Below are 24,784 nucleotides of genomic sequence, written 5' to 3' on the forward strand. Positions count from 1 at the left end.
AGGTGTCGGTGGGGGTGTCGCCGGTGGTGCGGGGGGTGGCGCTCCCGCCCGCCCCGGCGTACCGCACGGCCCACCCCGCCGCCTCGGCCACCGCGATCACCGGGCCGCGCCCGGCGAGGACGACGGCTCCGGCGCACCACGGGCGGGGTCCCTCGGGCAGTGCCCGTACGTCGTGGACGAGGCGGCGCAGCTCGGCCGGGTCGAGTCCGGCGCGCTCCGGGGAGCCGGGCCGCAGCACCGGCGACGCGGTCAGCGGTCCGACTTCCGGGGCCGGGGCACGGCCGCCGTCCCGGCCTCCGTCGCCGGGGCGGTCCCGCCCTCCGCCGAGGCGGTCCCCGGCTCCTGCGCCTGCGCGTTCTGCTTGTGCTGCCACGGGCGGCACAGTCCCACGAAGCAGACGACGGCCGCCAGCGCGCACGACAGCTGGACGACGGCCATCGGCACGGCCGTCCGCTCGCCCGCGATGCCGACCAGGGGCGAGGCGATCGCGCCGATGAGGAAGGACGACGTACCGAGCAGCGCGGACGCGGAACCGGCGGCGTGGCGGGTGCGCATCAGGGCGAGGGCGTTGGTGTTGGGCATGGCCAGACCCATCGCCGACATCAGCACGAACAGGCCGACGGCGATCGGCGCGAGCCCGATGTCGTCGCCGAGGACTCCGCCGGTCATCAGGAGCAGCGCGGTCGCGGCCAGCGTGATCACCGCGAGCCCGAAGCCGAGGGCCTTGTCGAGGCTGACGCGGCCCACGAGCAGCTTGCCGTTGATCTGTCCGACGATGATCAGGCCGACCGAGTTCACGCCGAAGAGCAGGCTGAACGTCTGCGGCGACGCCCCGTAGATCTCCTGGATCACGAACGGGGAGGCCGAGATGTACGCGAACAGCGCGGCGAAGGCGAAGCCGCCCGCGATCATGTAGCCCGCGAACACGCGGTCCGCGAGCAGGCCGCGCATCGTGCGCAGCGCCTCGACCGTGCCGCCGTCGTGGCGGTCCGCCGGCGCCAGGGTCTCCGGCAGACAGCGCCACACCAGGGCGGTCAGCGCGATCCCGATGACCGTCAGGACGACGAAGATGCCGCGCCAGTCCGTCAGGCGCAGGACCTGACCGCCGATCAGCGGTGCCACGATGGGGGCGACGCCGGAGATCAGCATCAGCGTCGAGAAGAACTTGGCCATCTCCACGCCGTCGTACAGGTCGCGGACCACCGCCCGCGCGATCACGATCGCCGCGGCGCCCGCGAGGCCCTGGAGGAGGCGGAAGGCGATGAGGAGCTCCGCGGTGGGGGCGAGGGCGCAGATCGCGGTGGCGAGGATGTAGACGAGGAGGCCGCCGAGGAGGGGGCGGCGGCGGCCCCACTTGTCGCTCATCGGGCCGACGACGAGCTGGCCGAGGGCCATGCCGGTGAGGCACGCCGTGAGGGTCAGCTGGACCGTCGCCGCGGGGGCGTGCAGGGCGTCCGTGACCTCCGGCAGGGCCGGGAGGTACATGTCCATGGACAGCGGGGGCATGGCGGTGAGGCCGCCGAGGATGAGGGTGACCAGGGCGCCGGTCGCCACGCGCAGGGCGGCGGGGTCCTTGGCTCCTGTGGGCCCCGCCGCCCCGGGTATCCGGCCCTCGGTCTGTCTCTCCGCCGCCTGCCCGCGCTTCGGCATCGCGCCCCTCCCCAGTAGTTGGTAGTGCCCCCTATCGTCTCAGGGCGTCGGCCATGCTTTTGCCTCGCGTGGGCGCGGCCTTGGCCTGGGGGTGCCGGCCCGGCCGACAGCCCGGCACCTTCTGCCCCTCGTGGGGCACCCCCGTTTCGGCGCTTCGCGCCTCGTCCTCAAGCGCCGGACGGGCTTTCTCCCACCCGCCCGCCCCAGCTATTGCTTCGGCGGGGTGGGGCGCACAGCCTGCCCGGTGCCCTTCAGCCCGCCTCCCGGCGCCTTCCGGAGCCCGCCTCCCGGCACCTTCCGGCCCGCCTCCCGGTGCCTTCCGGCCTGCCCCGGCATATTTCAGCCCGTCCGGCGTTTGAGGACGAGGCGCGAAGCGCCGATCGGCGGTGCCCCCGGCCCACGGCAAGTGGACATCCCAGCCCCGGGGTCCAGGGGCGGAGCCCCGGTTTCGGGAAGGGGCGGGGTTGGGGAAGCCCCCGGCAGGGCCCCGCCCGCGCCTCTTAGAACCCTCTTAAGCCCGCCCACTATCCAGTCCCCATGCCCGCCAAGCGAACCCTCGCCCTAGCCCTGGCCGTCGCGACGACAGCCACCCTCACGGCCGCAGCCACGCCGGAGGCCACCCCCGCCCGCCCCCACGGAGTGACCTTCGCCGTGGACGGCGGCACCGCCCGCATCGACCCCGCGACCCTCGCGATCAGCGCCCGCGGGGACGACGGCCGCACCCGGCGCCTGAGCGCCGCCGCGGCCACGGACCTGGGCGACCCCGGTCCCGTGCGCCGCGCCGCCAAGGACCGGGCGCGGTGGACGTACCCGGAGAGGGGCCTCACGGCCACCGCGTACACGGACCACGGGCGCCTCGCCCTCACCCTCACCGCCACCCGCGACACCAAGCTCCGCTGGCCCGTGACAGGGACGAAGGGCAGCCTCCAACTCCCGCGCGGGGAGGGCCTGGACGTCCCCACGGCCGACCCCTTCTGGACCTCGGGCGAGCAGCGGCTCACGGGCACCACGGTCGACGTGAGCGCCGACCTGACCCTGCCCCTGTGGGGCTACTCGGCGGGCCGGCACGGCGTCAGTTATCTGATACCGACGGATATCGGGACGAGCCTCACGTTCGGCAAGGGCCCGGACGGCCACCTGCGGACCACCGCGGCCCACACCTTCGACAAGGGCGAAGGCACCCGCGCGTACACGGTCACGTTCGCCCTGACCGACGGCACCCCCGTCGCCCCGGCCGCCGACTACCGCGCGTACCTCTCCGAACGCGGCCGCCTCGGCAGCCTGAAGGAGAAGATCCGCCGCAACCCGGCGACGAAGCGCCTCCTCGGCGCCGCGCACGCGTACGTGTGGGGTCAGGCCCGCACCCCGGCGGGCATCCGGCGCCTGCGCGCCCTCGGCGTGGACGGGATGTGGCTCGGGTACGACGCAGGGCCCGACCCCATGGGGAAGGAGGCGATCGCGGCGGCGCGGAAGGCGGGGTACCTCGTCGGTCCTTACGACACGTTCGCCAACGGGCAGGATCCGAAGACCGCCGACAGCCCCACGTCGGTGTGGCCGGGCAGCGTCTACCCGGACTTCTGCGTCCGCGACGCCGACGGCCGCCCCCGCACCGGATTCGGCGGCCGCGGCTGCTACTTGAGCTCGGCGGCCTTCGAGCGCGCCGAACCCACCCGCCACCTCCTCGCGCACCGCACCCGCGCGATGGTGCAGAACGGCGCCGACAGCTACTTCCTGGACGTCGACGCCACCGGCGAGCTGTTCCGCGACCACGCGGCCGCGCACCCGATGACGAAGGCGGGCGACCGCGCCCACCGCCTCGCCCGGATGCGCCGCATCGCAGGATCCGGCCTGGTCCTCGGCTCGGAGTCCGCCCAGGCCTGGGCCAACGAGGCGGTCGCCTTCGACCACGGCAGCGCGACGCCGGTCGCCGACGGACTGTGGGCGCTGCAGAAGGACCGGGAGAAGTGGGGCGGCTACTACCCGGAGGCCGCCCCCGGCGTGTTCTTCAAGCCGGTCCGGCTCCCGGCCTCGCTCTCCAAGGCCATGTACGACCCGCGCTACCGCGTCCCGTTGTACGGGACAGCCCTGCACGGGGCGACGGTCAGCGCCGAGCGCTGGGAGCTGTCGTACGAGAAGCTGCCCGCCGAGAAGACCCGCCGCGCGCTGCTCGCGATGCTCTACGACCGGCCGCTCAACCACGTCCTCGACGGGCCGACGCTGGCCCGGCACGGGCGGGAGATCGCGGCGCTGCAGAAGTACTTCGCGCCGCTGCACCGCGCCGCGGGCACCGAACGGCTCACGTCCTTCCGGTTCCTGAGCGAGGACAGGCGGGTCCAGCGGACCGTCTTCGGCGGCGGCAGGCTGACCGTGACCGCCAACTTCGGTACCGCGGCCCGTGACGGGCTGCCCGGCGGCTGCGTCGACGCCCGGCTGCGCGGCGACGACCGGCCGCGCCGCCTCTGCCCGGCGGACCTCCGCTGACGGCGGTCCCGGGAACGCGAGAGGTGCGGGCGGTCCGTGACCACCCGCACCTCCGTCGTGCCGTGCCCTACGCGGCGCGCAGCTCCTGCGTGCAGCACTTCACGCTGCCGCCGCCCTTGAGCAGTTCGCCGAGGTCCATCCCGATCGGTTCGTAGCCCCGCTCGCGCAGCGGCTCGAAGAGACCGACGGCGGCCTGCGGGAGCAGCACGTGCAGGCCGTCGGAGACCGCGTTCAGGCCGAGGGCGAGTGCGTCCTCCTCCGTGGCGATCAGCGCGTCGGGGAACAGGCGGCGCAGGACCGCCTGGCTCCCGGGCGAGAACGCGCCGGGGTAGTACATGACGTCGTCCGTGGCGTCGTCGAGGACCGCGAGCGCCGTGTCCAGGTGGTAGTAGCGCGGGTCGACGAGGTCGAGGCCGATCACCGGGCGGCCGAAGACCTCCTGGGCCTCGCCGTGCGAGAGCGGGCTGGCCCTGAAGCCGCGGCCCGCGAGGACGTAGCCGGAGGTGGTGGCGAAGTCGCCCTCGCCCTCGTTGATGTGGGTCGGTTCATGGACCTCGGTGAAGCCGTTGGCCCGGAACCACTCCAGGTGTGCGGCCGCCTCGGGCTGCCGCTCGGGGTGGACGAAGCTCGCGCCCAGGACGCGGCCGTCGACGACGGTCGCGCCGTTCGCCGCGAAGACCATGTCCGGCAGGTCCGGGTGCGGCGTCAGCTCCTCGACGGTGTGGCCGAGCGAGCGGTAGCGGTCGCGCAGGTCCTCCCACTGGGCGACGGCGAGCGGGACGTCGACGGGTTTGGTGGGGTCCATCCAGGGATTGATGGAGTACGTGACCTTGAAGTGTGCGGGTGCGCACATCAGGTAGCGCCGGGGTGTGGCGCGCCGGGCAACTCGATGCAACGAAGGCTCCTCACGGACCGCAGGGGCTGGTGCTGCCCATGGTGCGGTCTGAGGAGCCTTCGCGCAGCGATCTGAGCCCTTTCTGCTGCGATCTGGGCGGGTATTTACTCATGAACCGGGCGCTTTTGGGGCCCTGAGTTGTATTTCGGCGGGCGCTCTCGGGGTGCCGGCCGCTCGCAGGGCGGGCGTTCGGGGTTCACGCGTCGTTCTTCGCCGACCGGCCTTCCTGGAGTTTGCGCAGCAGCTCGCGCTTCTGCTCCTGCGGGCTGAGGCCGCCGCCGACCCGCCCGGAGCCGCGGCCGCCGCGCAGCGCCTTGCGGGAGAGGTTGGTGCGCGTACCGCCGACGCCGAGCATTCCGGATCCGCCTCGTGACATGTCGTGCCTCCATGGATAGAGAGTGTGCATGTGACGAGACGCATCGTCTCGTCTTGGGGTGAGCTTAAGCGAGACGCAGCGTCTTGTCGAGTGATTTACGTGAGGTCGGGACTCTGGTGAGACGCGGCGTCTCGTGGCGCTGCTACATTCGTTGGCATGGCTCAGAAAACCGCCCCTGACTCCACCCGCCGCAGCGAGCGCTCGCGCCGCGCCATCTACGACGCCGCCCTCGCCCTGGTCGGCGAGGTCGGCTACGGCAAGATGACGATCGAGGCCATCGCCGCCCGCGCCGGTGTCGGCAAGCAGACCATTTACCGCTGGTGGCCCTCCAAGAGTGCCGTCCTCCTCGACGCCTTCCTCGACCTGTCCGAGCAGGCCTCCGCCGAGCTGAGCGCGAAGGCGGGGCTCGCCGAGGTCGCGACCGCCATCCCCGACAGCGGGGACCTGGAGGCCGACCTCAAGTACGTCCTGCGCGCCACCGTCGACGAGATGACCAACCCCAAGTTCGACGCCCCGGCCCGCGCCCTGGCCGCCGAGGGCGTCGTCAACGAGCAGCTCGGCAGGGAATTCGTCGAGAAGCTGCTCGAACCGCAGCTCCAGCTCTACGTCGACCGGCTGTGCGCCGCCCAGGAGCAGGGCCAGGTGGCCCCGCACGTCGACCCGCGCATCGCCCTCGAACTCTGGACCGGTCCGCTCGCCCAGCGCTGGCTCCAGCACACCGCGCCGCTCGGCTACGAGTACACCGACACCCTCGTCGAGTACGCCCTGTACGGCATCGCGCCCCGCTGACCCGCGCCCCGCCGACCAGCGGCCGGCCGGACCGCCGCCCGCGCCGCCGCCGTCCGCACCGCCTTCGCCCGGCCCTTGATCGGCGTGCGCGAGAGCAGGCCGGGCGCGTCCGTGATCACGCCGTCGCAGCCGAGCCGAAGCACCCGGTCGCGCTGGCGCGGCGTGGTCACGGTGTGCGCCCACACCCGGGGGATGCCGGAGTTGACCGCCCGCAGCAGATCCGCGTCCCGCGCCTTGTAGTCCACGTCGAGGACGTCGACGAACGACGCCCAGTCCCGCGGCCGGTCGGTGCGCAGCTGCGTCCGCGAGCGCCACAGCTGGGCGAGCAGGCCCAGGTGGTGGGCGCGGCGGGCCACCCAGGGCTTGTTGGTGTTCACGAACACCGAGCGGGCCAGGCCACGCGTGTGGATCATCGTGCCGAGCCGGGCCAGGCTCTGCGGGTCCTTGGCCTCCAGCATCAGCATCGCGCGGCCGCCGAAGCGGTCGAGGACCTCCGCCACTGTCGGCGGCCGCTCGGCGCGCCAGCGGCCCGGCACGCCCGTCGGCGGCCGCAGCCGCACCCGCTGCCACTCCCGCAGCGTCAGCCCGCGCACCGGGCCCCGCGCGTACGTGGTGCGGTCCAGGGTCGCGTCGTGCATCACCACCAGCGTGCCGTCGCGCAGCATCCTGGTGTCGACGTCGATGACCTGCGCCGTGCGCCGCTCGAAGGCGGCCATCAGGCCGGACATGCTGTTCTCCGGTACTTCGAGGGCGCCGCCCCGGTGCGCGGTGTAGACGATCGGGGGGAGCGCGTCGACGGTGAGCGGGCCGCCGCCCCACTCCAGGGGGGTCAGGACACCGGCCGGGCCCGCGAGGGCGAGGGCGGTGAGTCCCGTCAGCACAGTCCTGGTGACCATGTCGAACACCGTAGGTGCGCGATTCGCCGCACAGCGTGAAATGACGCGCTATGTCACCCAGCGGCTGGCATCACCCCAGGTACCCCGGATGTGGACTACGGCCACCCGGGGCGCAGGATGGTGGGACGATAGGTCATGCTGTTCCGCACGACGGCGAGGTGAGGGGATAGATGGGCGCGGAGTTCGGCCGGACGTCCGGCGCGCAGGGCAGGATCTCCCAGTGGCTCCGCCGACGCGCGCGTTCCGGCGCCGAGGCCAGCGCGGGCGCCGAGAGCGCCCGCCGCGAGGACCTGCTGCTCGCCGTCGCCGCCGCGGGGCTGCCCCTGGCCCCCGCCGCCCACCCCGCCGGGTACCGATGTTCCTGCGACCGCATCGGCTGCCCCACCCCCGCCCGGCACCCCGTGTCCTTCGCCTGGCAGACGCAGTCCACCACCGACCGCGCCCAGATCGAGCGCTGGGCCAGGCACCAGCCCCAGGCCAACTTCATCACCGCGACCGGCATGGTGCACGACGTCCTCGACGTCCCCCTCGACGCCGGCCGCGCCGCCCTGGCGCGGCTGCTCGCCGCCGAGGTGGAGGTCGGCCCCGTCGCGGAGTCCGAGGGGGCGGGCGACGAGGGGCGGATGCTGTTCTTCACGGCGACCCGCGGCACCCCGGAGGACGAGGACGAGTGGTGGCCGTGCGAGCTGGACTGCCATCCGGAGACGATGGACGAGCACCCCGGCCTGCGCTGGCACTGCCGCGGTTCGTACGTCCTTGTGCCGCCCGCGCGGCTGCCCGGTGACCTCGCCGTCGGCTGGGTCCGGGGCCCGGAGTTCACGCTGCCCGACCCGCTGACGCTCCTGGAGATCCTCACCGACGAGTGCGCGCGGTACGCGCGGGAGCCGGGGGAGGACGCCGAGGACACGGCAGGCGCGGGGGCCTGGCCGCTGCGGGGCTGACCCGCGGGGCCGACGCGCGGTCCTGCGGGGCCGACACGTGGGCCGCGCCCCGCGCCTATTCGCCCTTCGCCCCGACCAGACCCTGCATCCGGCTGAGGATCTTCACCTTGCCGGAGCCTTCGGGGTCCAGGGCCACCTGGTTCGAGACGCGCTCCAGCATGACGGACTGCTTCGCCTCGCCCTTCATCAGCGCCTTCACGTCCGCGTCCACGGTGACGTTGAGGCCCTTGGACGCGGTCTGCTTCTCGTAGTGGTGCGTGGCGAAGAACACCAGCGCGCCGCCGTCCTTCGTGCGCAGGCCGAGCGGCGCGAACGCGCCCGCGTCGCGCGGCTCGTCGATGTACTGGACGGCGAGGCCGAGCCGCCGCTTGTTGCGGTCGCGGGCCGCCTTCCACTGGGTGGTGTGCGGGCCCGGCTCGAAGGCGTCGCCGCCCGACTTCAGGAACGCGGTGTACTCCCCGCCGAGCCGCCGCGGCGCCACCGCGAGCCCGCTGCCGCCGCCGACGGCGACCGGCTCGACGTGGCCGTCGGCGTCCTTCTTCAGCTCGGGCAGCCGGTCGGGCTGCACCAGGTTCAGGTACGTCGCCTCCCACAGGGAGTCCGCGTCCGCGCGGGTGAAGGCGATCAGCCAGCGGTAGCCGTGCGGCTTGCGGTTGGCCTCGGCGTCGACGACGAACCACCGCGGCCAGCCGGCCTTCTTGGGGATGGAGTACGTCACGTCCGTCAGTTTCAGCGGCACGTACCGGGAGTTGCCGTCCGGGTTCTGCACGTGCCGTGCCTTGAGGCCCGCCTGGTTGATGGCGCCGAGCGGGCCGGTGACGCGGGAGGCGTTCAGGGCCGGGTCGTACGCCTTGTCCGCCTTGTTGTAGGCGGTGAGGAAGTCCTTCAGCGCGCGGGCGGCCTCGGGCCTGGTGGCCGTGCGGACGACCTCGCGCTCGCCGTGCACCGTCACGCATCCGCTCGCCGTCAGCGAGAGGACCGCCACCGCCGCCGCGTACGAGACCGGCCGGCCGAGCCTTGGAACCCTGCTCATCGGATACCTTCACCTACCCCTTCCCGGGCCCGAACCCTATCGGGGCCGGGAAGCCGCCGGACGCCGGGCTCCGGCAGTGCGGCAGACGTCCTCAAGGGCCCGCAGTGTCCGCACTGGCCGGATTCGCCGGTTCCGGGTGTCCGGCACGGCCCGCCTCACGCGGGGGCGCGCAGCGGCGTCACCAGCGGCGCCCCGGTCCGCGGGTGCGGGAACACCTCGATGGGCTGCCGGTACACGTCCGAGAGCAGCCCGTCCTCGAAGACCTCGGCGGGCGCCCCGTCGGCCGCGACGACCCCGCCGTCCAGGATCACCGCGCGGTCCGCGTAGGCCGCGGCGAGGCCCAGGTCGTGCAGGACGACCACCACCGCGTCGCCCGCGGCGGCCCGTTCCCGGCAGACCCTGAGGACCAGCTCCTGGTGGCGCAGGTCGAGCGCGGCCGTCGGCTCGTCGAGCAGCAGCAGCGGGGCGCACTGGGCGAGCACCCGGGCGAGCGCCACCCGCGCCCGCTCGCCGCCGCTGAGCGCGGAGAACGGCCGGGCCGCGAACTCGGCCACCTCGGTGGCCGCCATCGCCGCCCGCACGATCGGGTCGTCGTCGTCCGCGAGGCGCGTCCCGGCCCAGGGCGCCCGGCCCATCCGGACGACGTCCTCGACCGGGAAGGGGAAGGAGAGGGTCGCCGACTGCGGCAGGACGGCCCGGCGCAGGGCGAGTTCACGCGCGGGCCAGTCCGGGGCCGGGCGGCCGCAGACGGACACGGAGCCCGCGTCGGCGGGCAGGTCGGCGGCGAGGGCGGCCAACAGGGTGGACTTGCCCGCGCCGTTGGGGCCGACCAGGGCGAGCACCTCGCCCGCGCGGGCCGCCACCGTCACGCCCCGCAGGACCTCGCGGCCGCCGAGCCGCACCCGCAGGTCCGCCGTCTCGGCGAGCACGTCGCCGGGCGCGACGGGTGCGGGCAGGACCCGGTCGCGTACCCCGAAGATCCGCTTGCTCAGCGTCCCGATCATGCCCAGCCCCCTTGCTTGCGGCGGGTCCTGCGCAGCAGCCAGAAGAAGAAGGGGCTGCCGAAGAGCGCGGTGAGCACGCCGAGCGGCAGCTCGGCGGGCGCGGCGACCGTGCGCGCCGCGAGGTCGGCGCCGACGAGCACGACGGCACCGCCGAGCGCGCTGCCCGGCACCAGGAACCGGTGCCCGGGACCCGCCGCCATCCGCAGCAGATGCGGCACAAGGAGTCCCACGAACGTGATGATCCCGGCCACCGCGACGGCCGCGGCCGTGAGCAGCGCCACCACGAGCACGAGCACCATCCGCAGCCGCTCCACGTCCACGCCCAGATGGCGCGCGGGCCGCTCCCCGAGGGCGAGCAGGTCCAGCTTGCGCGCGTACAGCGGCGCGACGAGGAGTCCGGCCGCCGCGCACGGCAGGACGGCGAGCACCTTCGGCCAGGTGGCCTGCGCCAGCGAGCCGAGCTGCCAGAACGTGATCTGGGTGACCTGCGCGTTGTCGGCGAAGAAGAGGAAGAGACCGATGAGCGCGCCCGCGAAGGCGTTCACGGCGATGCCGGTGAGGATGAGGGTGACGACTTCCGTACGGCCGCCGTCCCGTGACAGGACATACACGAGCAGCACCGTCGCGAGTCCGGCGGCGAACGCGCAGACGGTGACGGTCCAGTTGCCGAAGAAGCTGAGCCCGAGGGCGATGGAGGCGACCGCGCCGACCGCCGCGCCCGAGGAGATCCCGATGACGCCCGGCTCGGCCAGCGGGTTGCCGAACACGCCCTGCATCAGCGCGCCCGCGCACCCCAGGGACGCGCCCACGAGCAGCGCGAGCACCACCCGCGGCAGCCGCACGTTCCACAGCACGCTCTCGCCGACCCGGTCGAGCGCGTGCCCGCCGAGGCCGATGCGGTGCTGGACGGAGGCGAGGACGTCGCCGAGGGGGATGTCGTACGCCCCGATCCCCGCGGAGAGCAGGGCGAGGAACAGCAGGGCGGCGGCGAGGGCGGTGGTGAGGAGGAAGGGGGCGCCGCGGCGGGCGGGGCGCGGGTCGGGGGCGGCCGTTTCGGCGGCCGGTTCCTTGGCCGGGTCCGTGGCCCCGGTCGCGGTGTGGTCCGGGGCGGCTTTCGGCCCGGTGTCCGAGCCCGCGCCCGGTCGTGCGGCGAGCGTCACTTGGCGTCCTTGTAGAGCTGGTCCACCAGGGACTTGAGGACCTGGTCGGTGCGGGGGCCGTAGTTGAGCAGGACGCCGTCCTCGATGGACACCACCCGGCGGTCCATGCCCGCGGGCGTCTCGGCCACGCCGGGGATCTTCACCATGCCGTCGATGCCGCCCACGGAGTCGAGGCCCTTCGACATCACGAGGATCGCGTCCGGCGCGGCCTTGGCGAGGGCCTCGCTGGTGATGGCCGTGAAGTCCTTCTTCAGGCCCGACGCCTTGCCCGCGTCGACCGCGCCCGCCGCCTCCAGGAGCGAGCCCGCGCCGGACTCGCGGCCGCCGAGCAGATAGACGGAGGCCGATCCGCGCAGGTAGAGGAAGGCGACCCGGGGTTTCTCCGACTGCTTGGGCACGCTCGCGCGCACCTTCGCGATCCGGTCCTCCGTACGGGACTTGAGGGCGGCGCCCGCCTTGTCGACGCCGAGGGCGCGGGCCACCGCCTCGATGCGCGGGCCCACGTCGGAAAGGCTCTTGGCCGGTTCGAGGACGACGAGGGGGATGCCCGCCGAGCGGATCTGGTCGATGGCCTCGGCGGGGCCCGTCGTGGTGTCCGCGAGGACGACCGTCGGCTTCAGAGACAGCACGCTCTCCGCCGAGACGTCGTGGGCGCGCGTCACCACCGGCAGCTTCTTGGCCTGGTCGAAGGTGGCGGTGATGTCGCGTGCCACCACGTTCTCGCCGAGCCCGAGGGTGAACACGATCTCGTTCAGGCTGCCGGTCAGCGGCACGATCCGGTCGGCGTCCTTGACGGTGACGCGCTTGCCGTCGGCGGACTCCACGGTCGCGGGCAGCTTCGGCGCCGCCTTGGCCGCGAGCGGTTCGACGCGATCGGCGGGAGCGGCCTTCGCCCGCGTCCCGCCGCCGTCCCCCGCGCCGCCGCCGTCGCCGGACGAGCCGCACCCGGCGAGGGTGAGCGCGAGCGCGGCGACCGCCGCGCTGACGAGGCCGCCGATACGGAGTGAGCGCGGCTTGCGCACCGAAGTCCACCGTCCTGTCGTGCTGTTGGGGTCCGTGGCCGTCGAGGTGTCCCGAGCGGCCGGGGTGGCTGTGGCGTGGGGTTCCGCGCCGCGATGATCGTAGTTTAGGTTAGCCTTACCTTAATGACCAGGCCTGGAGGGGTCCGATGCCGTCGCCCAGACAGCCGCGCACGCGCCGCGGCGCACGCGTGGGAGCCGTAGCCGTCCTGGCCGCGCTCCTGGGAGCGCTGCTCCCGATGACCGCCGCGCACGCGAAGCCGCGCACCGTCCAGGGCGGCAGGCTCGACTGGGGCATCAAGTCCTCCTTCCAGAGCTATGTCACCGGGCCCATCGCCAAGGGCAGTTGGAACCTCCAGGGCGGCGCGGCCACGGTCGGCGGCAGCCAGTTCCGCTTCCACTCCGCCAAGGGCTCCTACGACCCCGACACCGGCGCGTTCACCGCCGGATTCTCCGGGGGAGTGCACTTCACCGGGCACAAGAAGGGCGGCTCGTACGCCCTCGACCTGACCATCAGCCGCCCCACGGTGAAGGTCTCCGGCGGCTCCGGCACGCTCTACGCCGACATGGTCAGCAAGGAGAAGGGCACCGGCAAGGTCACCTCGACCGCCCAGGTGCCGCTGGCCAAGCTGAACGTCTCGGGCATCGACATGAAGGGCGGTTCGGGCCCCATCGCCCTCACCAACCTGCCCGCCACGCTCACCTCGCAGGGCGCGAAGGCCTTCGCCGGGTACTACACGGCGGGCACCCGGCTCGACCCGGTGAGCCTGTCGACGGACCTCGTCGCGGGCTCCGGCGGCGCCGACAAGCCCGGCGGGTCCGACGGGTCCGACGGCAAGTCGTCGAAGAAGCCCGACAAGAAGAAGTCCGGCGCAGACAAGAACGCCGACAAGAACAAGGACCGGGCCGCCGGGCGCATCGAGGACGCCGCCGTCGACTGGGGCGTGCGCCGCACCTTCCGCGAGTACGTCTCCGGGACTATCGCCAAGGGCAAGTGGACGCTGTCGTCCGGTGCCGAGGACGGCGGCGCGCTGTTCCGCTTCCCGCAGGGCAAGGGCGCGTACGACGAGAAGAAGCGCACCCTGGCCGCGGACTTCGCCGGTGCCGTCCGCTTCACCGGCAGGCACGGCCTCGACATCCGGCTGAGCGAGGTCGCCGTCGGCGTGAAGGGCGGCGAGGGCACGCTGTACGCCGACGTCGACGGCGGGGAGTTCCGCAAGAAGAAGGCCCCGCTGGTCACCTTCGCGGCCGCGGAGCTGAAGGACCTCAAGCCGCGCGACGGCCTCATCGCCGTCACCGAGGCCCCGGCGAAGCTCACTGCCGACGGCGCCAAGGCGTTCGGCTCGATGTACAAGCCGGGCACCGCCATGGACCCTGTCTCGCTGGCCGTCGCCGTCGACGACAAGGTGGAGCTGCCCGCGCTGCCGGACCTCGGCTCCGAACCCGCCCCGAAGAAGGCCGCGTCCGACGGGAAGCCGAAGACGTCCGCGAAGAAGGAGTCCGCCGACTCCGAGGACTCCGACGGCTCCTCGAAGGCGCTCCCCATCACGCTCGCCGCGGTCGCGGCGCTGCTCGTCGCGGCGGCGTTCGCGTTCCTCTTCGAGCGTCGCCGCCGGGCGGCACGGGCGGCTTCCGCCGGGTCCGCAGGGTCCGCCGGGGGCGCCGGGGGCGCCGGGTCCGCAGGGGGCGCCGGGTCCGCAGGGGGTGATGGAGGCGACGCTTCCGACGGCCCCGGGACGCCGACCGGCTGAGCGCCGCACCCCGCTGCCTCCCCCTGTTCCCCCCTCGCCCCCCCGCGTATCCGCTTCCCCGTCCCCACCCCATCTCCCCTCAACTCCCCACCCCCGCCCCCCACTCCCCGTTCCCTATCCCTCTCCCTCCCCGAGGAGCACACAGACCATGGCAGTCACCCGTCGACCCATAGCCCGCGCGGCCGCCGTCGCGACGGCCGTCGCCCTGGGCACCGCCGCGCTCGCCCTGCCCGCCGTCGCCGCCGACGCGCCCTCGGACGCCGCGTCCGGCACGCCCCGCGCGGCCGCCGAGCAGAAGGCGCCCTCGGCGTTCACGATCACGGACGGCACCCTGGACTGGGGCTTGAAGGAGTCCTTCCGCAAGTACGTCACGGGCATGGCGCACGGCAAGATCACGGCCGGTGGCGGTGCCAAGCAGGCGCCGGACAACGGGGTGTTCACCTTCACCGGCGGAAAGGGCACGTACGAGCTGGCGGACCACGCCCTGAAGGCCGCCTTCAAGGGCGATGTGCGCTTCGTCTCGACGCAGCACACGTTCGACATCAAGATCGCGGACGTCAAGGTCCACACCAAGGGCAAGACGGGGGCGATCCAGGCCGACGTCACGCTCAACGGCGCCAAGCAGAACGACATCGACCTCGCGACCCTCGACCTCAGCGAGGTCCGGCCCGGCCAGGGCGCGGGCGGCGCGATGACGTTCAAGGACATCCCGACGGCGCTCACCGCCAAGGGCGCGAAGGCGTTCAACGGCATGTACCAGGAGGGCCAGGTCCTCGACCCGGCCACGCTGACGGTGAAGACCGGCGGCCCCGCCCCGCAGCCGACCCCGACGAAGCCCACGTCCAAGCCGACGAAGCCGACCTCCAAGCCCAAGCCCACGCCCACGAAGCCGACCACGAAGCCGACCTCGAAGCCGTCGTCCGGCACGGGCAAGGTCGTCGGCGGCAAACTGTCCTGGGGCCTGAAGGAGTCCTTCCGCCGCTACATCTCCACGGGCGGCAGCGTGCAGACGGCCGGCGGCGCGAAGAAGATCTCGTCCGGATACGCCTTCCCGCACTCCAAGGCCTCCTGGAACGCGGGGGCCAAGAAGATCGACGCGTCCTTCGGCGGCAGCGTGCGGTTCCTGTACCAGGGCCACGGCATCGACATGAAGTTCAGCGACTTCAAGATCAAGGCACGCGGCAAGACCGGCACGCTCACCGTGGACGTGAAGGCCCAGGGCCGCACCAGCAACGACGTGAAGTTCGCGACCCTCGACCTCTCCCGCGCCTCCTACAAGGCGAAGAACGACGTCGTCCAGCTCAGCAAGGTGCCCACGCGGCTCACGGCTGCGGGCGCCAAGCAGTTCGAGAGCGAGGCGGGCGGTGCGCCGTACAAGAAGGGCGAGAAGTTCGACCCGCTGACGGTCGCACTCACCCTGTCCGCCGGCGCCAACATCCCCGCTCCCGCGGGCGGCGCCGGTGACGTGGCCGACTCCGGACCGGGCTCCGACGGCGCGGCCGCCGGCGGCGGTTCGGTCGGCGGTGGCGGCAGCGTGGGCGGCGGCGGCTCGGTCGGCGGCTCCGTCGGCGACGACGGCTCGCTCGCCGCGACGGGGTCGAGCACGCCGTCGGGCGCGCTGCTCGGCGCCGCGGGCGCGGTGGTCGTGGCCGGGGCCGGGGTCGTGTACGCGGCGCGGCGGCGGCACGACGTGCAGCCGGGTCGTCACGCGTGAGCGGGGCGGTGGTCCTGCGGGCCTGAACCGGTCCGACCGGACCTGAACCGGCCGGTGCGGCCTCACTCCCGGCCGCACCGGCCGAACTGACGGCGGGTGCCCGGTGCTTGACGCGCCGGGTGCCCGCCGTCGGGCGTGTGCACGGGTGGGGGACATGGGGCACGTGATGCTTCAATGCCCGGGTGAACGCAGCGAACGAACACGGCACGCGTGACCCGCAGGGCGTGCCGGACGGGCCGGGGGCGCGGGACGCGGTGAGCGCGTGGGGCTGGCCGGACACGCGCGACACGGCGGGCCTGCCCGACGTGCACCACGGCATCGACGTCCTGCGGGTCTTCTGCGCCCCGGACGGCCGCTACGGCAACGAGCTCGGCGTCGTACGCGACGGCTCACGGGTGCCCGAGCAGGCGGACCGGCAGGCGCTCGCCGCCAAACTCGGCTTCAGCGAGACGGTGTTCGTCGACGACCCCGAACGCGGGGCCGTCGACATCTACACGCCCTCGACGCGGCTGCGGTTCGCCGGCTACCCGTGCGTCGGCGCCGCCTGGCTGCTCGACGTGCCCGAGCTGGTCACCGCCGCCGGGGTCGTCGAGGCCCATCAGGACGGGGAGTTCAGCTGGATCGTGGCGCGGGCCGACTGGGCGGCGGAGCGGAGCCTGCGGCGGTACGCGTCGGCGGCCGAGGTGGAGGCGCTCGCTGTGCCGCCGGAGGGGGTGGGGGCACCTCCCACGCCTTTAGGGCAGTGGGGGAGGGTCTATGCGTGGGCGTGGGAGGACGAGGCTGCCGGGCGGGTCCGTGCGCGGGGGTTCCCGGGGCGGGGCGACGGCATCACCGAGGACGAGGCCACCGGGGCGGCGGCGCTCCAGCTCACGCACGAGCTGGGGCGCGCCCTGAACATCACCCAGGGCCGTGGCTCCCAACTGCTCACGGCCCCGGGTCCCGACGACTTCATCGAACTGGGCGGCCGGGTGACGTTCCCCCGGCAGCCCAGCTTGGTCTGACGCGCGTGCGGTGGACGGATGACGGGAGTCCGTCGGGGGACGGATGACTGGCGTCCGTCGGGAAGATGGAGCCTGTCCGGCGATTGAGGACGAGCGCGCAGCGCGACCGACGTCCACCGACGCGTGGGAGGAGGTCAGGCCGACAGCGGAAACTCGGCCCCGAGCTCCCGGAAGACCGCCGTGTTCAGGGCGAAAGCCCGCTTGCACTCGTCCACGATGCGCTGCTTCTCCAGCTCGTCCGGCACGACCACGTCGAGGCCGTCGAGCAGTTCGCGGTAACTCCGCTTGAAGGCTGCGGGGTTGGCGATGCCCTCGAAGACGTAGAACCGGACGCCGTCGCCCTTGCGGTCGAAGCCCCAGGTCTTCTCGGCCTTGCCGCGGATGATCTGCCCGCCGGACAGGTCCCCCAGATAGCGCGTGTAGTGGTGGGCGACATAGCCGCCGGGCCAGGTGCGCGCGCACTCCTCGACCCGGGCCGCGTACGCAGCCGTGGCCGGCAGGGCCGTGAGGCCCGCGCGCCAGTTCGCGCCCCGCAGGTGGGCGAGGTCCCGCTCCAGCTCGGCGACCCGGGCCAGCTCGGGCCGTATGAACGGGCCCGCCACCGGGTCGTCGGCGAGGTCGGCCGCGCCGTCCTCCAGCGCGCGGTACACGAACCACAGCTGTTCCGTGTACCTCGCGTACGCGCTCACGTCGAGGCGGCCGCCGAGCAGGTCGCCCATGAACGTCGACGACTCCGCCTCGGTGTGCTGTTCGTGGGACGCGGTGCGGATGAGCGTCGAGAACGTGGGGGGCTGAGTGATCGCCGTGTCCATGGGACCTCCGGAGCCGAAGAAGGGCGGGAAAGCAGTGTGGCCAGGACCGATCATCCAAGGTTAGGCTTACCTAAGTCAACTGGTTCCCGACATCCTGTCGGTAAAACGGTACCCCGTTCCCCGTCGGGGATGCGTCAACGATCAGAGAAGGGCCGCCCCGGGCGGCCCAGGTCGTCCTGGTCGGCCCGGGGCGGCCCCGGTTCGGCTTCGGTTTCGGCTCAGCTTCGGCTCAGCTTCGGTTCGTGGTCACGGCAGCGTGAGGATCTCCGTGCCGGTCTCCGTCACCACCAGCGTGTGCTCGAACTGCGCCGTCCGCCTGCGGTCCTTGGTCACCACGGTCCAGCCGTCGTCCCACATGTCGTACTCGTGCGTGCCGAGCGTCAGCATCGGCTCGATCGTGAACGTCATTCCGGGCTGGATGACCGTCGTCGCGTGCGGGCTGTCGTAGTGCGGGACGATCAGGCCGGAGTGGAACGACGAGTTGATGCCGTGGCCGGTGAAGTCGCGCACGACGCCGTAGCCGAAGCGCTTGGCGTACGACTCGATGACCCGGCCGATGATGTTGATCTGGCGGCCGGGCTTGACGGCCTTGATCGCGCGGTTCAGGGACTCCCGGGTGCGCTCGACGAGCAGGCGCGACTCCTCGTCCACGTCGCCGACGAGGTACGTCGCGTTGTTGTCGCCGTGCACGCCCCCGATGTACGCCGTCACGTCCAGGTTGACGATGTCGCCGTCCTTCAGGACGGTCGAGTCGGGGATGCCGTGACAGATGACCTCGTTGACGGAACTGCACAGCGACTTCGGGAAGCCGCGGTAGCCGAGCGTCGACGGGTAGGCGCCGTGGTCGCACATGTACGCGTGCGCGATGCGGTCCAGCTCGTCGGTGGTCACGCCGGGCGCGATCGCCTTCGCGGCCTCCGCCATCGCGCGCGCGGCGATGCGGCCCGCGGTGCGCATCAGCTCCACGGTCTCCGGGGTCTGCACCTCCGGCCCGCTGTACGGGGTCGGCGCGGGCTTGCCGACGTACTCCGGGCGCCGGATGTTCCCGGGCACGGGGCGGGTGGGAGAGAGCTCCCCTGGTACGAGCAGTGACTGGCCAGACATGCCAGCGAGTCTAACGAGCGCCCGTGGGGCAGCATGGCGGGAGAGAGGAGCCGGACATGGCCCTGTTCAAGAAGCGGACCGTCGGCAAGCCGGGCGAGTGGTACTACTGCCTGGAGCACAAGAAGGTCGAGGAGGGGCCGGACTGTCCCGGCAAGGACCGCTTCGGTCCCTACGCCTCCCGGGAGGAGGCCACCCGGGCGATGGCGCTGGCCGCTGAGCGGAATCTTGAGTGGGACACCGATCCGCGGTGGCACGATTCCGCTGCGCGGGGCGAGGAGGACTGAGGTCCGTTCTTCGTCTGCGGCCCGGTGGGGCGTTTCCCTGTCCCGCCGCTCCGCGGCGGACATCCCCCACCCGCCCGCCCGTTTCCACCCGGCCGGATGGTGAGCGTCTCCAGCGGGGGTTTCCCGCCATCGGCGGCTGCGGGCCACGCTCGCTTTACCGCTGCCGCTGCCGCTGCCGCTGCCGCTGCCGTAGCCGCCGCTGTGGGACACGCTTGCCTCTACCACTGTGGGCAATCGTGCCGCAGGGCGATAGGGGTCTCCCCTGCTCGAGCGAAGCCGAGAGCTTGGGGAAGGGTGGGCACAGCCCCGGCCGACGGTGCCGACCATGTCGGCGTGAGCCACGTCCCCGGCCGGGGGCGCCGGAACGCCAAGGGCGCTCCGGTCGGCCTAGGCGGCGGCAGCCGCTTCGCGGCGGCGGCGGGCGTCGGCGTCCGTCGACGCGTCGTACCGCAGGAGGGACGGCATCGCCGCCGCCAGGGCGCCCACCGCGCCGACGCAGATCAGGCCGCCGGACCAGATGGCGGGGCGCGTCCCGGACCAGCCCGCCGCCGCGCCCGCGCGGACCTGGCCCAGCTGGGGGCCGACGCTGTAGGAGAGGACCTCGATCCCGGCGAGCCGCCCCCGCAGCTCGTCGGGGATCGTCTGGTTCCAGATGGTGGAGCGGGCAAGGCCGCTCAGCATGTCGCCGGCCCCGGCGAGGGCGAGACAGGCCAGCACCAGCCACACATTGCCGAGCACCCCGGCCAGCGTGATGGCCAGACCCCACCCCGCGGCCCCGCACACCACGAGCACCCCGTGCCTGCGCACCCGGGACGTCCACCCACTGGTGAGACTGAGCAGGAGCGACCCCACGGCCCCGGCCGCGTACATCAGCCCCAGCGACCACTCGGCATCCAGGTCGTCCGCCAGGAACGGAAAGATCGTGTTCGGGAAGGCGAACAGCATCGCCACCCCGTCGATGGCGTACGTGCCGAGAAGCACGGGCCGCGACCACGCGTACCGCGCCCCCTCCGCGAGCCCCCGCAGCGACGGCTTCTGCGCCCCGTGCGTGGCGGGCGCGGGCGAGAGCCGCGTGCACAGGGCCACGGACGCGGCGAACCCGACGACCGTGACGGCGTACGCGCTGGCGTGCCCGGCGTAGGCGACGACGACACCCGCGAGCGCGGGACCGGCGATCGCGCCCACGTTCCAGCGCAGCGAGTTCAGCGCGGCGGCCGCCGTGAGCTGGTCGTGCGGCACGATCTTGGCCATCAGTGAGTCGAGTGCGGGCCGCTGGAGCCCGGCGAGGCCCGAGACACCGGCCGCGACGACGTACAGCGGCCACAGCATCGGCTCGGGCAGCAGCGCGTTCACGAACAGGATCAGGGCAAGCAGGCCGAGCGCCGCCTCGGTCAGCAGGATCACCTTGCGCCGGTCCACCGCGTCGGCGAGCGCCCCGCCGTACAGACCGCAGACGATCAGCGGAATCAGCTCGACGGCCCCCATCGCGCCGACGGCGAACGGCGAGTCCGTGAGGTGCTTGATCTGGAGCGGCAGGGCGATCATCGCCATGAAGCTGCCGAAGTAGGTGACCAGACCCTGCACCCAGAGGAGCCGGAAGTCGCGGGTGGAGTGCCAGGGGGACAGGTCGGGCAGGATCGCGGCGAAACGTTTCACAAGGGGTCATGTTCAGCGGGGGAGTACGCGAGGCGCAAACGATTTGTTCCAGGTCGGGAACCGGCCCCGGCCCAGGGCTGGTAGCCCGGACGGAGTCCAGAACGCACCCGCACTCGCCGACGGCGGACGACCCCCACCGGAGACGTTCACTGTCCGGTCGGGTGGAAACGGGCGGGCGGGTGGGAGATATCCGCCGCGGTAGCGGCGGGACAGGAACAGCCGCGCTCACCACCGCGCAGGCGGCGGCGCCGTCAGCTGGTCCGCCAGCCGCGACAGCCGGTCGCGGACCCGGCGCCGCCCCCGCGGCGCGGGCAGCCTGTTCTCGCCCGCCGCCGCACTCACCAGGTGCTGGACGGTGTCCAGATCGAGCCCCGCCGAGTCCGGCACCGTCAGCGACTCGTGGGCGAGCGCCCCCAGATCGCCGTCCCGCTCCCCGAGCGCGAACACCGTCGCCCCCGCCCGCCGCGCGTCGTGCACCCGCGACAACAGCCCCGCCGGCGGCGCCGTGGGCGCCACCACGAGCAGCGTCTCCCCGCGCCGCGCCGCCTCGATGCGGCCGAGGCCCACCGAGAGCTGCGCGGGCGCGTCCGGACGCGGCCGGTGCCGCACGAGTGTGGGCGTCAGCTCCGGCGTGCCGGACCAGGCCGCCTCGTCCACGAGGTGCGCGGCCAGGTGCCACGGCTCGTACTCCCGCGTCCCCACAAGCAGCAGCCCGCCGCCGTGCGGCACCACGCTGGCGCGCAGCGCCCCGGCGAAGCGGCGGGTGGCGCCCGGCCATTCGGTCCCGGCGAGAACTTCGCGCAGCAGCGCGACGCGTACGGCGTCCATGGGGGCGCATACTGCCTCAACGAGAGATTCGTCAGCGGGAGTTCACCGCGAATTCCCCCACGTTGGGGAAGGGGTACGGATGCCAGAGGAGACAGCTCACTCAACCCGGACCGTCGAGACGTCCGTTCCCTTCCGCGCGGGACGCGAGGGATACGCGAGTTTCCGGATCCCCGCCGTCGTCGTGACGCAGGACGGCACCGTCCTCGCCTTCTGCGAGGGCCGCGTCGGCTCCCAGGAGGACTTCGGGAACATCGACGTGGTCCTGAAGCGGTCCATGGACGGCGGCCGTACCTGGGGCCCCCTCCAGGTCGTCGGCGCCAACGGCACCGACCTCGCCGGGAACCCGGCCCCCGTCGTCCTCGACACCGGGCGCATCCTGCTCGTGCACATCCGGAACGCCGCCGCGGCCACCGAGAACGCCATCCGGCGCGGCCAGGTGAGCGCCGCCGACGGCCGCCGTGTCTGGGTGCGGCACAGCGACGACGACGGCCTCACCTGGTCCGCCCCCCGCGAGATCACCAAGCAGACGAAGCGGCCCACGTGGCGCTGGTACGCCACCACCCCCGGCCACGCCGTCCAGCTCAGCGGCGGCCGCGTCGTCGTCCCCGCCAACCACTCCCTGCCGCCCACCGGCACCGACAACGGCACCGAGGGCAAGTACAACGGCGGACACTGCCTCCTCAGCGACGACCGCGGCCAGAACTGGCGCATCGGATACGTCGACGACAACACCAACGGCTACATCAACGTCAACGAGACCACCGCCGCCGAACTCCCCGACGGCCGCGTCTACTTCAACACCCGCAACGACTCACCCGCGCCCGGCACCCGCGCCGACGCCCACTCCCACGACGGCGGCCAGACCCTCGCCAAGCCCTTCCGGCCCCAGTCCTGCCTCACCGGTCCCGTCGTCGAGGCCAGCGTGCTGCAGCTCCTCGACCCCGACCTGCTGCTGTACTCCGGGCCCGCCGACCCCGGCTTCCGCGCCCAGATGAGCATCCGCAAGAGCCACGACGGCGGCACCACCTGGCACCCCGCCCACACCGTCGACGGGCTGCCCGCCGGGTACTCCGACCTCGCCCGCCTCGACGAGGACACCGTCGGTCTCCTGTACGAGACCGGGGACTTCAGCGCCTACGAGACCATCACCTTCCGGCGCGTACCGTTGCACTGGCTCGACTGAGCGCGGTCGGTCGGGGCGGGCGCCCTGCCCGGACGTAAGGTCTGACCATGACTTCCACGGAAAGTGTGCAGAAGGCGCCCGCCAAGGATCCCTGGGACCTGCCCGACGTGTCCGGGCTCGTCGTGGGCGTGCTCGGCGGCACCGGCGACCAGGGCCGCGGGCTCGCCTACCGCCTCGCCCGCGCCGGCCAGAAGGTGATCATCGGCTCCCGCGTCGCCGAGCGCGCCGCCGCCGCGGCCGGTGAACTCGGGCGCAGCGTCGAGGGCATCGAGGGCGCGGACAACGCCGAGTGCGCGCGGCGCAGCGACATCGTGATCGTCGCCGTGCCGTGGGACGGGCACGCCAAGACCCTCGAATCGCTGCGGGCCGAGCTGGTGGGCAAGCTCGTCGTCGACTGCGTCAATCCGCTCGGCTTCGACAAGAAGGGCGCGTACGCCCTGAAGCCCGAGGAGGGCAGCGCCGCCGAGCAGGCCGCCGCCCTCCTTCCCGAGTCCCGGGTCACCGCCGCCTTCCATCATCTGTCGGCTGTGCTTCTCCAGGACGAAGCCATCGAGGAGATCGACACCGATGTGATGGTCCTCGGCGAGAGCCGTGCCGACACCGATCTTGTGCAGGCCCTCGCCGGGCGCATCCCCGGCATGCGCGGCGTCTTCGCCGGGCGGCTGCGCAACGCCCACCAGGTGGAGTCCCTCGTCGCCAACCTGATCTCCGTCAACCGGCGCTACAAGGCGCACGCCGGGCTGCGCGTCACCGACGTCTAGGGCGTCCGGCCACCGCGTTCCCGTGGGCGCGGGGCATGGGGGACACTGGTGCGGTACGTCCGCCGCATCGCCGCATCGCCGCATCAGGAGCCGCACCCCATGCCCCGCCTCGCTCTGTACGCCCTCGTCGTCTGCGTCCTGTCCGTCGCCGCCGCCGTGGTCGCCTTCGCGCAGGGCAGCCTGCTCGGCATCGTGTGGGTGCTGCTCGCCGGGCTCTCGTCCAACATGACCTGGTACTACGCCCGCCGCGCCAAGGCCCTGCGGCAGCGCGACGCGGCCGCCTCCGCTAGCCGTTGATCACGGGGATGTCCGGGGTGCCCTGCCAGAAGCGGTAGAGGCGCTGGCCCCAGTACGTGTCCCAGTCGGTGACGCCGAGGCCGCGCAGGATCGCGTCCACCGCGTCGAAGAACACGTCGTTGACCTCCGGGATCCAGAGGATGCCGAACACCGCGAGCAGGCCGAACGGGGCGAACGGCTCCACCTGGCGGCGGATGTTGTACGACAGCCACGGCTCGATCACTCCGTAGCCGTCCAGGCCCGGGATCGGCAGGAAGTTCAGGATCGCCGCCGTCACCTGGAGCAGCGCCAGGAACCCGAGCGCGTACCTGAACGTGTCCGGGACGCCGTCCAGGGCGTCCAGCCAGAACGGTGCCGTGCACACGACGGCGAACAGGACGTTCGTCAGTGGGCCCGCCGCCGAGATCAGGCTGTGCCGCCACCTGCCCTGGATGCGGCCGCGCTCGATGAACACCGCGCCGCCGGGGAGGCCGATGCCGCCCATGATCACGAACAGTACGGGCAGGACGATGCTGAGCAGCGCGTGCGTGTACTTGAGCGGGTTGAGGGTCAGGTAGCCCTTCGCGCCGATGGAGATGTCGCCGCTGTGCAGGGCTGTGCGGGCGTGTGCGTACTCGTGCAGGCACAGCGAGACGATCCAGGCCGCCGTCACGAACAGGAAGACGGCGAAGCCCGGGTTGTCCGCGAACCCGGTCCAGGCCGCCCAGCCCGAGGCCGCCGTGACCGCGGCGATCCCCAGAAAGACCGGGCTGACCCGGCGGTCGCTCCGGGTGGGGGCGGTGGTCATGCTGCTCCTTCGTCCGCGGAGGGGGTGCCGTTGCTGCTGGAGGCTACCTGTCCGGGGCGGCCTCAGGGGGTTGCTGTCCTTTCGCCCTCTGTCCGGTTGTGGGGCGGGGCCGCGCCGGTATGTCCGTGCTCGCGTGTGCGTCGTCGCCTACGTTCCCTGTACGCCCCTCGTGGTGGGCCGAGCTGCGCGCGGACATACCGGCACGTCCCCTCCGGTTCGGATTGCGGCGAACGGTTCGGTGGGGGTTCCCGGTTTGTCCGACTGTCCGGTGGGGGTGCCTCGTTCGTCCGACGGTTCGGTGGGGTTTCCCGCCTTGCTTTCGGTCCGGTGGGCGGCGATGCCTGCCGTCCCACCCTGTGGGC

At 73.0% G+C, this 24,784-nt stretch carries 23 protein-coding genes and 1 pseudogene; 10 read left to right on the forward strand and 14 right to left on the reverse strand.

What is annotated here, in order from left to right; all coding sequences use genetic code 11:
* Nucleotides 1-238: pseudogene (locus OO63_RS35885) on the reverse strand (esterase); the annotation flags it as partial.
* Between the two features lie 11 nt (nucleotides 239-249).
* On the reverse strand, nucleotides 250-1,650 hold the full coding sequence (locus OO63_RS35890; protein ID WP_234311383.1) for a multidrug effflux MFS transporter: 1,401 nt from the start codon (nucleotides 1,648-1,650) through the stop codon (nucleotides 250-252).
* Between the two features lie 537 nt (nucleotides 1,651-2,187).
* On the opposite strand from OO63_RS35890, the gene OO63_RS35895 reads away from it, so the two are divergent.
* On the forward strand, nucleotides 2,188-4,131 hold the full coding sequence (locus OO63_RS35895) for a glycoside hydrolase (protein WP_030362270.1): 1,944 nt from the start codon (nucleotides 2,188-2,190) through the stop codon (nucleotides 4,129-4,131).
* Between the two features lie 67 nt (nucleotides 4,132-4,198).
* Here the strand turns inward: OO63_RS35895 and ddaH are convergent, their stop codons facing one another.
* Both ddaH and OO63_RS45755 read right to left on the reverse strand, forming a co-directional pair.
* The gene (gene ddaH / locus OO63_RS35900) at nucleotides 4,199-5,026 is read right to left on the reverse strand and encodes a dimethylargininase (protein ID WP_335756072.1); all 828 of its coding nucleotides are present in this window, start codon (nucleotides 5,024-5,026) and stop codon (nucleotides 4,199-4,201) included.
* A gap of 196 nt (nucleotides 5,027-5,222) precedes the next feature.
* Nucleotides 5,223-5,402 carry a DUF6243 family protein gene (locus OO63_RS45755; RefSeq protein ID WP_125264063.1) on the reverse strand — a complete coding sequence of 60 codons (180 nt, stop codon included), beginning with the start codon at nucleotides 5,400-5,402 and terminating at the stop codon, nucleotides 5,223-5,225.
* A gap of 156 nt (nucleotides 5,403-5,558) precedes the next feature.
* Here OO63_RS45755 and OO63_RS35905 point away from each other — a divergent pair, with 156 nt between their 5' ends.
* The gene (locus OO63_RS35905; protein ID WP_030362268.1) at nucleotides 5,559-6,191 is read left to right on the forward strand and encodes a TetR/AcrR family transcriptional regulator; all 633 of its coding nucleotides are present in this window, start codon (nucleotides 5,559-5,561) and stop codon (nucleotides 6,189-6,191) included.
* Here the strand turns inward: OO63_RS35905 and OO63_RS35910 are convergent.
* Entirely contained in the window at nucleotides 6,134-7,087 is a 954-nt protein-coding gene (locus tag OO63_RS35910; RefSeq protein ID WP_078619576.1) for a glycerophosphodiester phosphodiesterase, read from the reverse strand. The two genes, OO63_RS35905 and OO63_RS35910, sit on opposite strands and share 58 nt — an antisense overlap.
* 170 nt (nucleotides 7,088-7,257) lie before the next feature.
* Here OO63_RS35910 and OO63_RS35915 point away from each other — a divergent pair, with 170 nt between their 5' ends.
* The gene (locus tag OO63_RS35915; protein WP_030362266.1) at nucleotides 7,258-8,028 is read left to right on the forward strand and encodes a bifunctional DNA primase/polymerase; all 771 of its coding nucleotides are present in this window, start codon (nucleotides 7,258-7,260) and stop codon (nucleotides 8,026-8,028) included.
* A 55-nt stretch (nucleotides 8,029-8,083) separates the two neighbouring features.
* Here the strand turns inward: OO63_RS35915 and OO63_RS35920 are convergent, their stop codons facing one another.
* The 4 genes from OO63_RS35920 to OO63_RS35935 form a co-directional block, all read right to left on the reverse strand.
* Nucleotides 8,084-9,061 (reverse strand): SCO2278 family lipoprotein, encoded by a 978-nt coding sequence (locus OO63_RS35920; protein WP_030362265.1) that lies wholly within the window; start codon nucleotides 9,059-9,061, stop codon nucleotides 8,084-8,086.
* Nucleotides 9,062-9,216: 155 nt separating this feature from the next.
* Entirely contained in the window at nucleotides 9,217-10,065 is an 849-nt protein-coding gene (locus OO63_RS35925; protein WP_051811511.1) for a heme ABC transporter ATP-binding protein, read from the reverse strand.
* Nucleotides 10,062-11,225 carry a FecCD family ABC transporter permease gene (locus OO63_RS35930; RefSeq protein WP_078619574.1) on the reverse strand — a complete coding sequence of 388 codons (1,164 nt, stop codon included), beginning with the start codon at nucleotides 11,223-11,225 and terminating at the stop codon, nucleotides 10,062-10,064. The genes OO63_RS35925 and OO63_RS35930 overlap by 4 nt, the downstream gene beginning before the upstream one ends.
* Complete coding sequence (locus OO63_RS35935) at nucleotides 11,222-12,247, reverse strand: heme/hemin ABC transporter substrate-binding protein (RefSeq protein ID WP_030362262.1); 1,026 nt, start codon at nucleotides 12,245-12,247, stop codon at nucleotides 11,222-11,224. Before OO63_RS35935 ends, OO63_RS35930 begins: the two co-directional genes overlap by 4 nt.
* Before the next feature lie 146 nt (nucleotides 12,248-12,393).
* On the opposite strand from OO63_RS35935, the gene OO63_RS35940 reads away from it, so the two are divergent.
* From OO63_RS35940 to OO63_RS35950, 3 genes are all read left to right on the forward strand, one after another.
* Nucleotides 12,394-13,995: an HtaA domain-containing protein gene (locus OO63_RS35940; protein ID WP_051811513.1), complete on the forward strand. Its 1,602-nt coding sequence runs from the start codon at nucleotides 12,394-12,396 to the stop codon at nucleotides 13,993-13,995.
* A 148-nt stretch (nucleotides 13,996-14,143) separates the two neighbouring features.
* Nucleotides 14,144-15,709 carry an HtaA domain-containing protein gene (locus OO63_RS35945; protein WP_030363227.1) on the forward strand — a complete coding sequence of 522 codons (1,566 nt, stop codon included), beginning with the start codon at nucleotides 14,144-14,146 and terminating at the stop codon, nucleotides 15,707-15,709.
* 305 nt (nucleotides 15,710-16,014) lie between these two features.
* Nucleotides 16,015-16,710 carry a PhzF family phenazine biosynthesis protein gene (locus tag OO63_RS35950; protein ID WP_397622223.1) on the forward strand — a complete coding sequence of 232 codons (696 nt, stop codon included), beginning with the start codon at nucleotides 16,015-16,017 and terminating at the stop codon, nucleotides 16,708-16,710.
* 134 nt (nucleotides 16,711-16,844) lie between these two features.
* Here the strand turns inward: OO63_RS35950 and OO63_RS35955 are convergent, their stop codons facing one another.
* Together OO63_RS35955 and map are read right to left on the reverse strand one after the other, a co-directional pair.
* Complete coding sequence (locus OO63_RS35955; RefSeq protein WP_030363229.1) at nucleotides 16,845-17,522, reverse strand: biliverdin-producing heme oxygenase; 678 nt, start codon at nucleotides 17,520-17,522, stop codon at nucleotides 16,845-16,847.
* A gap of 246 nt (nucleotides 17,523-17,768) precedes the next feature.
* Complete coding sequence (map, locus tag OO63_RS35960; protein ID WP_030363230.1) at nucleotides 17,769-18,626, reverse strand: type I methionyl aminopeptidase; 858 nt, start codon at nucleotides 18,624-18,626, stop codon at nucleotides 17,769-17,771.
* Between the two features lie 56 nt (nucleotides 18,627-18,682).
* Between map and OO63_RS35965 the strand changes: the two genes are divergently transcribed.
* Nucleotides 18,683-18,910, forward strand: coding sequence for a hypothetical protein (locus OO63_RS35965; protein ID WP_030363231.1), 228 nt, complete (start codon nucleotides 18,683-18,685; stop codon nucleotides 18,908-18,910).
* A gap of 387 nt (nucleotides 18,911-19,297) precedes the next feature.
* Here OO63_RS35965 and OO63_RS35970 read toward each other — a convergent pair whose 3' ends face one another.
* A complete protein-coding gene (locus tag OO63_RS35970; RefSeq protein WP_030363232.1) occupies nucleotides 19,298-20,566 on the reverse strand; it encodes an MFS transporter in 1,269 nt (422 codons plus the stop codon).
* Nucleotides 20,567-20,791: 225 nt separating this feature from the next.
* Nucleotides 20,792-21,394 (reverse strand): hypothetical protein, encoded by a 603-nt coding sequence (locus OO63_RS35975; protein ID WP_030363233.1) that lies wholly within the window; start codon nucleotides 21,392-21,394, stop codon nucleotides 20,792-20,794.
* A 79-nt stretch (nucleotides 21,395-21,473) separates the two neighbouring features.
* Here OO63_RS35975 and OO63_RS35980 point away from each other — a divergent pair, with 79 nt between their 5' ends.
* The 3 genes from OO63_RS35980 to OO63_RS35990 all read left to right on the forward strand — a co-directional run bounded on the left by OO63_RS35980 (nucleotide 21,474) and on the right by OO63_RS35990 (nucleotide 23,635).
* Nucleotides 21,474-22,577 (forward strand): sialidase family protein, encoded by a 1,104-nt coding sequence (locus OO63_RS35980; protein ID WP_030363234.1) that lies wholly within the window; start codon nucleotides 21,474-21,476, stop codon nucleotides 22,575-22,577.
* 47 nt (nucleotides 22,578-22,624) lie between these two features.
* Nucleotides 22,625-23,338 carry an NADPH-dependent F420 reductase gene (gene npdG, locus OO63_RS35985; RefSeq protein WP_030363235.1) on the forward strand — a complete coding sequence of 238 codons (714 nt, stop codon included), beginning with the start codon at nucleotides 22,625-22,627 and terminating at the stop codon, nucleotides 23,336-23,338.
* Nucleotides 23,339-23,437: 99 nt separating this feature from the next.
* On the forward strand, nucleotides 23,438-23,635 hold the full coding sequence (locus OO63_RS35990; protein ID WP_030363236.1) for a hypothetical protein: 198 nt from the start codon (nucleotides 23,438-23,440) through the stop codon (nucleotides 23,633-23,635).
* Here OO63_RS35990 and OO63_RS35995 read toward each other — a convergent pair.
* Nucleotides 23,625-24,422 carry a site-2 protease family protein gene (locus OO63_RS35995; protein ID WP_030363237.1) on the reverse strand — a complete coding sequence of 266 codons (798 nt, stop codon included), beginning with the start codon at nucleotides 24,420-24,422 and terminating at the stop codon, nucleotides 23,625-23,627. The two genes, OO63_RS35990 and OO63_RS35995, sit on opposite strands and share 11 nt — an antisense overlap.
* Nucleotides 24,423-24,784: the final 362 nt, after the last annotated feature.

Source organism: Streptomyces alboflavus, from assembly GCF_000716675.1.
Classification (GTDB): Bacteria; Actinomycetota; Actinomycetes; order Streptomycetales; family Streptomycetaceae; genus Streptomyces; species Streptomyces alboflavus.

What these genes read in the sequence shown, in the direction of transcription:
- OO63_RS35925 (WP_051811511.1), bottom strand. Translation starts at nt 10,065, where the DNA reads ATGATCGGGACGCTGAGCAAGCGGATCTTCGGGGTACGCGACCGGGTC.
- OO63_RS35940 (WP_051811513.1), top strand. Translation starts at nt 12,394, where the DNA reads ATGCCGTCGCCCAGACAGCCGCGCACGCGCCGCGGCGCACGCGTGGGA.
- OO63_RS35980 (WP_030363234.1), top strand. Translation starts at nt 21,474, where the DNA reads ATGCCAGAGGAGACAGCTCACTCAACCCGGACCGTCGAGACGTCCGTT.
- map (WP_030363230.1), bottom strand. Translation starts at nt 18,626, where the DNA reads ATGTCTGGCCAGTCACTGCTCGTACCAGGGGAGCTCTCTCCCACCCGC.
- OO63_RS35955 (WP_030363229.1), bottom strand. Translation starts at nt 17,522, where the DNA reads ATGGACACGGCGATCACTCAGCCCCCCACGTTCTCGACGCTCATCCGC.
- npdG (WP_030363235.1), top strand. Translation starts at nt 22,625, where the DNA reads ATGACTTCCACGGAAAGTGTGCAGAAGGCGCCCGCCAAGGATCCCTGG.
- OO63_RS35915 (WP_030362266.1), top strand. Translation starts at nt 7,258, where the DNA reads ATGGGCGCGGAGTTCGGCCGGACGTCCGGCGCGCAGGGCAGGATCTCC.
- OO63_RS45755 (WP_125264063.1), bottom strand. Translation starts at nt 5,402, where the DNA reads ATGTCACGAGGCGGATCCGGAATGCTCGGCGTCGGCGGTACGCGCACC.
- OO63_RS35920 (WP_030362265.1), bottom strand. Translation starts at nt 9,061, where the DNA reads ATGAGCAGGGTTCCAAGGCTCGGCCGGCCGGTCTCGTACGCGGCGGCG.
- OO63_RS35895 (WP_030362270.1), top strand. Translation starts at nt 2,188, where the DNA reads ATGCCCGCCAAGCGAACCCTCGCCCTAGCCCTGGCCGTCGCGACGACA.
- OO63_RS35975 (WP_030363233.1), bottom strand. Translation starts at nt 21,394, where the DNA reads ATGGACGCCGTACGCGTCGCGCTGCTGCGCGAAGTTCTCGCCGGGACC.
- OO63_RS35990 (WP_030363236.1), top strand. Translation starts at nt 23,438, where the DNA reads ATGCCCCGCCTCGCTCTGTACGCCCTCGTCGTCTGCGTCCTGTCCGTC.
- OO63_RS35890 (WP_234311383.1), bottom strand. Translation starts at nt 1,650, where the DNA reads ATGCCGAAGCGCGGGCAGGCGGCGGAGAGACAGACCGAGGGCCGGATA.
- OO63_RS35905 (WP_030362268.1), top strand. Translation starts at nt 5,559, where the DNA reads ATGGCTCAGAAAACCGCCCCTGACTCCACCCGCCGCAGCGAGCGCTCG.
- OO63_RS35945 (WP_030363227.1), top strand. Translation starts at nt 14,144, where the DNA reads ATGGCAGTCACCCGTCGACCCATAGCCCGCGCGGCCGCCGTCGCGACG.
- OO63_RS35965 (WP_030363231.1), top strand. Translation starts at nt 18,683, where the DNA reads ATGGCCCTGTTCAAGAAGCGGACCGTCGGCAAGCCGGGCGAGTGGTAC.
- OO63_RS35995 (WP_030363237.1), bottom strand. Translation starts at nt 24,422, where the DNA reads ATGACCACCGCCCCCACCCGGAGCGACCGCCGGGTCAGCCCGGTCTTT.
- OO63_RS35910 (WP_078619576.1), bottom strand. Translation starts at nt 7,087, where the DNA reads ATGGTCACCAGGACTGTGCTGACGGGACTCACCGCCCTCGCCCTCGCG.